Here is a 9,999-nt window from a genome sequence, read left to right on the forward strand (position 1 = left end):
CCGTCCCCGTGACGTATCCCACCAGGCGCTTGCCGCCCACCCGGCCGTCACGGGCGATGACGACGGCCTGTTCGACGCCCTCCAGTGCGACCAATGCCGAACGCACTTCACCGAGTTCGATGCGGTACCCGCGGATCTTGACCTGCTCGTCGGCGCGGCCCAGATAGCGCAACTGCCCGTCGGGACCCCAGGACACCAGATCCCCGGTGCGATACATCCGACCGCCGATCCCACCGAAGGGGCACGCCACGAATCGCGACGCAGTCAAGGCCGTGCGGCGCCAATAACCAACGCCGACACCGCGACCCGCCAGGTACAGCTCACCGATCGCGCCGGGAAGCACGGGCCGCAGCCACTCGTCGAGGACGAAGAATGCCGCGCCCGCGGTTGGCGACCCGATCGGCGGGGCCCCGGACCCCGCCGTCAGCGGAGTGCTCTTGCAGGCCCACATCGTCGTCTCGGTCGGGCCGTAGACGTTGACCATCGTCCGGCCGGGCGCCCACCGATCCACCAACTCGGGCGGGCACGCCTCCGCCCCGATCACCAGTGCCGCCGACTCGAGGCCGTCGGTGGACAACACCGCTGCAGCCGAGGGGGTTTGGGTGAGGACGGTGACCCGTTCGCGTACCAGCAGGGCATGGAAGTCGTCGGCGGACCGGGCCACCGCATCGGGCACCACCACCAGCCGCCCACCGTGCAGCAGCGCACCCCAGATCTCCCACACCGAGAAGTCGAAGGCGTAGGAGTGGAACTGCGTCCACACCTGATCCGGCGTGAGGTCGATACCGATTTCGAGGCCATCGAACAACTGGGTGACGTTGCGGTGCGTGACCGCAACGCCCTTCGGCACGCCGGTGGTTCCCGAGGTGTAGATGACGTGTGCGATGTCGTCGAGGTCTGGCAGTGGGAGCGCCGTGGCGGCCTGCGAGTCGGCGGCCTCGTCATCGAGGTCGACGATCGGCACACCCAACCCCGTGAGCCGCCCGGCCAGATTCCCCGTGGTGACCGCCGCGACCGGCGCGGTGTCGCCAAGCATGAACTCGATCCGAGCCGTCGGAAGCGCCGGGTCGATCGGCAGGTACGCCGCCCCCGACTTCAGGACCGCCAGGATCGACACGACTGCCTCGGCCGACCGCGAAAGGAGAAGCGCCACGGACTGTCCCGCGCCCGCCCCGTGAGCGACCAGCAGATGCGCCATCCGGTTCGACGCCTCGTCGAGCTCAGCGTAGGTCAGCGCTCGGCCCTCGCAGATCAGCGCCACCGCGTCGGGCGTGCGGGCCACCTGGGCGGCGAACCGCTCCGGAACCGAGGCCCCGGCGACCGGTCGCTCCAGGATGGCCCGGCTGCCCCAGCGGTCCAGCGTGGCATGCTCGTCGGTGTCCAGCGCATCCATCGACGACAGCCTGCGGCCTGGGTCCGCGGTCATGGCCACCAATGCCCGCTGCAACCGCTCGATCAGCGTCGAGATGGCAGCCGCATCGAACACGTCGGTGTCGTACTCGACGCGAAGCGTCAGTTCGTGACCGGGCTGCGCCTGGACCGCCAACGGATAGTGGGTCGATTCCCTGGCGGTGACGTCGGTGATCGCCAGTTCGTGGGCGCCGGTCAACGCGTCGGCGTCGACCGGGTAGTTCTCGAAGGCGAAGAGCGTGTCGAAAAGCCGCTCCTGGCCCGTGATTCGGTGAATCTCACTAAGGGACAGGTGTTGGTGCTCGAGCGTGTCGTGGTAGGCAAGTTGCAGCTGATCCACCAGATCCGCGGTGGTGGTGGCGGCAGTGATGGTCGCACGGACCGGCACCGTATTGATGAAGAGCCCGACCATCGATTCCACCCCGGGGACTTCGGCAGGGCGGCCCGAGACCGTCGCGCCGAAGGTGACGTCGTGCTGACCGGTCACCCAGCACAGCAGCTGTGCGTAGGCGGCTTGCAGCACGGTGTTCACGGTGGCGTGCCGCGAGCGAGCCAATTCGCCGACGGCCCTGGTGATCTCGGCGGACAGGCTGAACGTCTCGACGCTTCGCCGGCCCTGCTCCAGCCGGTCGTGAGGACCGACCAGGGTGGGGGTCTCGAAGCCATCGAGCAGCTCGGCCCAGGCGCCGCGGCCGGCGTCGTGGTCACGTTCTGCCAACCAGGTGATGAAGTTGCGGTAGGGGGCGGCCGCCGGCAGCCGTTGGCCGTAGTAGCCCGCGAAGATCTCGCCGAGCAGAATCGGCATCGACCAGCCGTCCAGCACGATGTGGTGATTCGTCAGCACGAATCGATGGCTGTCGGCCGCGACGCGAATTAGCAAGGCCCGGAACGCCGGGTGGTCGCCGAGCTCGCACACGGCGGCCCGCTCGGCGGCGCAGATCCGCTGGATCTCGGCACCTGGGTCGGTGTCCGAGTCGCGGTGCAGTTCGACGTAATGCCAACTCGCCGCGGGGTCAGCCGGAATGACCTGCACCGGCTCGCCGAAGCGCTGCTCGAAGCGGGCCGCCAGGTTGGGATGCCTGCCGACCACCGCGTGCACCGCATCGCGCAGCCGGACCTCGTCGAGCCGACCTGCGACGCTGATTTCCAGCTGCCCGGCGTACAGGTCGTCGCTGCCCTGCACGGCGTTGGCATGGAAGAGCAGACCCTGCTGCACCGGCGTCAGTGGGAGCACGTCGGCGACCCGATGTCGCCGCTGCAATTCGTCGAGCTGTCCCTGGTTGAGGCGGGCGGGCACTACGTCGGACGGGGTAAGTCCTCCCCCACCGGCCCGAACGTGCGCGCAGATGCCGGAAAGTGCCTCGAACCACATCTGGCCGAGTCGGGTGACCTGGGACTGGTCGAGCGCCGACGGCGCCCAGGTCCAATTGGCATGCAGCCGACTGCCGTCCGTGGTCTCGATGGTCCCGGCGTTCAGCTCGAGGGTGTGCATCAATGGCATGGGTATCGCCGTGACCGCACCGGTCGTCGACCAGCCATCTCCGATCCGCCAGAGTTCCTCGGAGAGCGCAGCCGCGCCGCCTTGGCGCCCTAGGTAGTTGAATCCGATCGAAGGTTCGGACGCGGCGAGGTCGACGTCGTCGTTCAGGTAGCGCAGCAGTCCGTACGTCAGCGTGTCCGGAAGGGCGCGGAGCTGCTCCTTCGCGTCCTTGAGTGCCGCCCCCAGTGCCGTGTCTCCGGCGACCACCTGGGGCCAGGACACCCCGCCGACCGCCATGGCGACGGGGTATTTCGTGGTGAACCAGCCGACGGTGCGCGACAGGTCGATGGGATTGTCGGAGCCCACCAGTTCCTCGTGACGCCCGTGGCCCTCGACGTCGATGGCGATCGGCGCAGGGCTGCTACCCACGAATTCCGCTGTTGCAAGCGCGAATGCGATCAGCAGGATGTCCTGCACTCCGGCGTGGAATGCGGCGGGCACCTCCCCAAGAAGCATGCCGGTCGTCTCGGCGTCCAGTTCTAGCGACAGCTGACCGGCGGTGGCGAAGGTATCCCTGGCGGGTTGAACCGCGGGCAGGACGGCGGGTATCTCGGCTACCCGCTTCCAGGCATCCGCCTGGGCTACGACGTCCCGGTGGCCGGCGTGTTCGGTGAGCAGCGCCGCCCAGCGCTGGAACGACGTGCCACCGGTCGGCAACGCCACCGGCTGCCCGGCCCGGTGCTGCACCCAGGCGATGTTCAAGTCCTCCAGCAAGATTCGCCAAGAGACCGCGTCGACGGCCAGGTGGTGAACGATGACGACCAGCTGGCCGACGTCGGATACCCACAGTGCGCTGAGCATCGCACCGGTGGCGGGGTTCAGCCGTGACCGCGCCGCCACCAGTGCCTCGTCGGACATCGTCTCGACCGCGTGCACGCACTGCTGAGCGTCCACCGTCCCTGGCTCGGGCACCAGCAGCGACCAGCCCCCGGCGCCGTCGTCCTCGACGCGGAGCCGCAGCGTGGCATGACGATCGAGCAGGGCCTGCAGCACCACCACGACGTCGGCCAGGCCTGCCCCGGCCGGGGCCTGCACCAGGACCGTCTGGTTGAACTGGCCCACGGGCCCGTCCACCTCGGCCAGCCACCGCACGATCGGGGTGGCGGAGACCGGGCCGACGCCTTCGTCGATCACGTCGGCATCGGCGTTGAACGAGGTGGCCACCCGCGCCAGTCGGGCGACGGTCTGTTCGACGAAGAGATCCCTGGTGCGGCAGGTCAGGCCCGCGGCGCGTGCCCTCGTCACCACCTGCATCGACGAAATGCTGTCTCCGCCAAGGTCGAAGAAGGAGTCGTCGATCCCAACGCGATCGACACCGAGCACCTCGGCGTAGATGCCTGCCAGGATCTCCTCGACCGCGTTGCCCGGCGCACGATATCCGGCTGCGGCGTATTCGGGTGCAGGCAGGGCGCGGGTGTCGAGCTTTCCGTTGGGTGTCAGTGGCAGCTCGGGGAGCGCGAGCACGGCGGCCGGAATCATGTACGTCGGCAGCCGGTCGGCCAGCGCCACGCGGAGTCCGGCCGGATCAGCCGATCCGGTGACATAGCCGACCAGGCGTTTGTCACCGGGGCGATCCTCGCGCGCGACGACCACCGCTTGATCCACGCCGGTGAGCGCGGCCAGTGCCGCCCGCACCTCGCCGAGCTCGATGCGGTATCCGCGGATCTTGACCTGCTCGTCGACCCGACCCAGGTAGTCCAGTTGACCATCGGCGCGCCACCGGACCAGGTCCCCGGTGCGGTACATGCGTGCCCCCGGTCCGCCAAAGGGGCACGCCACGAAGCGTGCTGCCGTCAACCCGCCCCGTCGCACGTACCCGGCCGCCACGCCCCCGCCTGCCACGTACAACTCGCCGACGACCCCGACCGGGACCGGCCGCAACGAGCCGTCCAGAACGAACGCCGCCGCACCGGGAACGGGCGTCCCGATCGGGACGGTGCCCGAACCGGATGTCAGGAGGGCACTGATCGCCGCGTACACCGTGGCCTCGGTCGGGCCATAGGCGTTGACGACCGTGTGCGCCGGCGCCCAGCGGTCCACCAGCTCGACCGGACACGCCTCGCCTGCCACCACCAACGTGACCGCTTCCAAACCGGTTGGCGAAAGCGCCCCCGCTGCCGAAGGGGTTTGGCTCACCACGGTCACCCGTTCGGCGACGAGCAGTGCGTGCAGGTCTTCCGGCGAGCGCGCCACCGCTTCGGAGACGACGACCAACCGCCCGCCGTGGAGCAGCGCGCCGAAGATCTCCCACACCGAGACGTCGAACGCCAGCGAATGCCAATGCGACCACACGCCCGTAGCGGGCAGCCCCGAGTCTGGCGAGGTGATCAGTTGCGTGACGTTGCGGTGAGTAACGGCAACGCCCTTCGGCACGCCGGTGGTGCCCGACGTGTAGATCAGGTAGGCGAGGTCGTCCGCGGACGGCGTCGGCAGAGGCGGGCCGGGCTGGGCGTCGAGCGCTGGGTCGGCGGCATCGGCGGCATCGACGACCGCCACCCCGAACCCGTCGAGTCGCTGGGCGAGATCGCCGGTGGTGATGACGGCGACCGGGGTGGCGTCGGCGAGCACGAATTCGATCCGCGCCGACGGCAGCGCCGGGTCGATGGGCAAGTACGCTGCCCCGGTCTTGAGGACGCCGAGAATCGACACGATCGCGTCGGTGGACCTCGAAAGCAGCAGCGCCACAGCCTGTCCCGGGCGCGCACCCCTTGCGATCAGCAGCTGCGCCATCCGGTTGGCTGCGTCGTCGAGTTGGCGGTAGGTCAGCGACCGGTCAGCACCGGTGAGCGCCACCGAATCGGGGGTGTGCTCGACCTGAGCGGTGAACAGTTCCGGAATCGACCGTTCGTCGGTGGGCTGGCCCGCCGGAGGTGTCAACGCCGCCCGGTTGCCGATGTCGTCGAGTAGCGCCCGCTCGGAATCGTCGAGGACGTCCACCGCCGACAGCGCCTGGCTCGGGTCGGCACTCGTGGCCGTCAGTACCCGTTGCAACCGTTCGACGAGCCCGTGGATGGTGGCGGCATCGAAGACGTCGGTGCGGTATTCGACCGTCCCTCCGATCCCCGCGACCGCCCCGTCCTCGCTCCAGAGTTCCCCCAGTGAGAACGTCAGATCCATGCGCGCGGTCTTGGTGTTCACCGGGATCGGCGTGACCTGCAGATCGCCAAGGGCAAGCCCGGCAGTGCCGTGATTCGGTCTGGCCCCGAGCCCGGGGAGATTCTGCCAGGCCATCATCACCTGCACCAGCGGGTGATGGCTCAGGCTCCTGGCGGGGTTGAGCCGCTCCACCAGCACCTCGAAGGAGACGTCCTGGTTCTCGTAGGCGGCCAGGCTGCGCTGCTGCACCTGGGTTAGCAAGTCGCCGAAGGTGGGATCACCCGCCAGGTCAACGCGCAGCACCAGGGTGTTGACGAAGAAGCCGACGAGGTCGTCGAGCGCGGGATCGGGCCGACCGGCAATCGGAAAACCCACCGCCACATCGGAAGTCGCGCACATCTTGGATAGCAGCATCGCGAAGGCGGCCTGCACCACCATGAAGCTCGTCGCATTGTGGTCGCGGGCCACCCTAGCGATCTGCTGCTGCAGCTCGGCAGGCCACTCCACCGCGACCGTGGCGCCGCGCTGATCGGCGACCATCGGATAGGGACGGTCGGTAGGCAGTTGCAGCCGCTCGGGCAGCCCGGCCAGGGCGCTCTGCCAGTGGTCGAGTTGCGCGGCGATGGGGCTGTTTCCGTCCCGAAGGTCGCCGAATTGGGCACGCTGCCACAGGGTGAAGTCCACGTACTGCACCGGCAATTCGGTCCACGCCGGGGTGTGTCCGGCGCAGCGGCCGACGTACGCAAGGCTCAGATCGCGCGCCAAGGGCGTGATCGACCAGCCGTCGGCGGCGATGTGGTGCACGACGGCGACCAGCACGTGCTCGTCGTCCGCGACGCGGAACAGTGTTGCCCTGATCGGTATTTCGACAGCCAGGTCGAAGGCGTATCGTGACGCGGCGTCGATCTCCTCGTCGAGTCGCTCCGTCGACCACGTGGTGGCATCGGTGACGTGCCAACCGAATTCGGCTCGCTCAACGGGGATGACGACCTGCTGAGGTATCCCGTCGGGTGCCGCGAACAGTGTGCGCAGGCTCTCGTGGCGTGCGACGACGTCGGCCAGCGCCGCCCGAAGCACGTCGGCGTCGAGGTGCCCAGTCAACCGCAAGGCGGTCGCCAGGTTGTAGACCGCCGAGGGACCCTGCAACTGCTCGAGGAACCACAACCGATTCTGGGCGAACGACAGCGGAACCACCACCGGGCGCTCGCCGGCAACCAGCGGCTCCAGCCGCCCCGAACCCACGCCGATGCGGGGCGCCAGTTCGGCGATGGTGGGTGCTTCGAACAGCGTGCGCACCGCGAGGTTGGCGTGCAGGCTGGTGTTGATGGCGGCGACCAGACGCGTGGCGGTGATGCTGTCCCCACCGAGATCGAAGAACGAGTCTTCGGTGCCGACGCGGTCCGCGCTAAGGATCTGGGAGTAGATGCCGGCCAGGATCTCCTCGACCGGGCCGGCGGGGGCTCGATAGGCGCCCGCGGTGTATTCCGGCGCGGGGAGGGCCCGGGTGTCGAGCTTGCCGTTGGCCGTCAGCGGCAACGCGTCCAACGCCACGACCGCGGCGGGCACCATGTAGGCCGGAAGCCGTTGGGCCAGTGCGGTACGCACCTCGGCCGGATTCGCACTACCGGTCACGTAGCCGACGAGGCGTTTGTCGCCCGGGTGGTCCTCGCGGGCGACAACCACCGCCTGCCGCACCCCGTCGAACGCGGCCAGCGCCGCCCGCACCTCGCCGAGCTCGATGCGGTAGCCGCGGATCTTCACCTGCTCGTCGGTACGACTCAGATAGTCCAGCTGTCCATCGGCACGCCACCGGACGAGATCCCCGGTGCGGTACATCCTTTGGCCAGGTGCCCCCGCCCCGGCGAACGGGCACGCGACGAACCGCGACGCGCTCAGCCCGGCCCGGCCCACATATCCCACGCCCAGCCCGGCGCCAGCCACGTACAGCTCGCCGACTGCTCCTACCGGCAACGGCCGCAACCACGCGTCCAGCACGAACAACGCCGCCCCGCGCACCGGCGACCCGATCGGCACACTGCCCGACCCCTCGGTCATCGGGGCGCTGATCGCCACGCACATCGTCGTCTCGGTGGGCCCGTAGGCGTTGATCATCACCCGCGCGCGCGACCACCGGTCCCTCACCTCGGGTGGGCAGGCCTCGCCAACCACCACCAGGGCCGTCGACTCCAGCCCCGCCGACGGCAACACCGCGGCGGCAGAGGGTGTTTGGGTCAGTACGGTGACGCCCGTGGCCAACAGCGCCGCGTACAGATCCGGCGCCGACCGCGCCACCGCGTCGGGGATCACCACGACTCGGCCGCCCCGTAGCAGGGCCCCGAAGATCTCCCACACCGAGACGTCGAAGGCCAGCGAATGCGCGTGACTCCACACCCCGGCCGACGGCAGGCCCGCCTCCAGCGACCCCAGCAGCTGCGTCACGTTCCCATGGGTCAGCCCCACCGCCTTCGGCACGCCCGTGGTGCCCGAGGTGTAGATCAGGTAGGCCAGCTGGTCGAAGGTCGGCGTGGGTAGCGCCGTGCCGGGCTGGCCGTGAACGGCAGCGTCGTCGAGGTCAAGCACCACTCCATCGAAGGCAGCCAACCGGTTGGCGAAGTCGTCGGTGGTGATCGCGACGCTGGGCCTCGCGTCGGCAAGCACGAACTCGATGCGCTCGGAGGGCAATCCCGGATCGACCGGAAGGTACGCCGCTCCGGTCTTCAGCACCGCGAGGATGGCCGCAATCGACTCCGCTGATCGCGAGAGCAGCAGGGCGACGACGTGTCCCGGGCCAACGCCGTGGTCGGTCAGCAGGTGCGCCAACCGATTCGACGCCTCATCCAGCTCCGCGTAGGTCACCGACCGGTCCTGGCAGGTGATCGCAATCGCAAGGGGAGTGCGTGCGACGTGATCTGCGAACAGCTCCGGTATCGACGCCTGGGTCGTCGCTTGGGCCAGCACCTGCCGATTGCCGAACGCATCCAGACGCGCGTGCTCTTGGTCGTCGAGCAGGCTCACCGACGACAACGACCGCTGCGGGTCGGCGGTCATCGCCACCAGCACTCGGCGTAGCCGCTCCACCAGTGCCTCGACGGTCGCCGCGTCGAATACGTCGGTGCGGAATTCGACGACGCCGCTGATCCCGACGGATTCGCCTGCCACGCCCCAGCGTTCGGAGAGGGAGAACGACAGATCCATCCGCGCCGCCTCGGTGTCCACCGGCTGCGGGGTGACCTCCAGGTCACCAAGAACCAAGCCGGCTGCGGTGTCGACGTTCTGCCACGGCAGGTTCTGCCAGCCCAGCATCACCTGCACCAGCGGATGGTGGGTGAGGCTGCGGGTGGGGTTGAGCCGTTCCACCAGGACCTCGAACGGTACGTCCTGGTGCTCGTAGGCCGCGAGGCTGCGGGCCCGCACCTGAGCCAATAGCCCGGCGATCGAGGGGTTTCCGGCCAGGTCGACGCGCAACACCAGGGTGTTGACGAAGAAGCCGACGAGATCGTCGAGCGCGGGATCACGTCGTCCGGCGATCGGGAAGGCCACGGCCACATCCGAACTCGCACTGACCGTCGACAACAGGACCGCCAGGGCGGCCTGTACCACCATGAAACTGGTGGCGTTGTGCTCGCGCGCCAACCGGTTGATCTGCTGCTGCAACTCGGCGGGCCAGTCCACCTCCACCGTGGCACCACGTTGATCGGCCACCCGCGGGTACGGGCGGTCCGTTGGCAGGTCGAGCCTCTCCGGCAGACCGGCCAGGGTGTCTTCCCAATAGCTGACCTGGTCGGCGATCGGGCTTGCGGGAGAATCGAGTTCGCCGAGCTGGGCGCGCTGCCACAGCGTGTAGTCGGCGTACTGCACCGGTAGTGGAACCCAGTCGGGAGCCAGCCCATTCGATCGGCTGGCATAGGCCAGCCCTAGGTCGGCCACCAGTGGCCGCAATGACCACCCGTCAG

General features: G+C 69.0%; 1 protein-coding gene. It reads right to left on the reverse strand.

Features of this window, described 5'->3' with window-relative positions; genetic code table 11:
- Positions 1-9,999: amino acid adenylation domain-containing protein (locus QOD90_RS30625; RefSeq protein ID WP_526356210.1), on the reverse strand; the 9,999-nt coding region annotated here is incomplete at both ends.

This window comes from Mycobacterium sp. (genome assembly GCF_032161845.1).
Lineage (GTDB): Bacteria > Actinomycetota > Actinomycetes > Mycobacteriales > Mycobacteriaceae > Mycobacterium.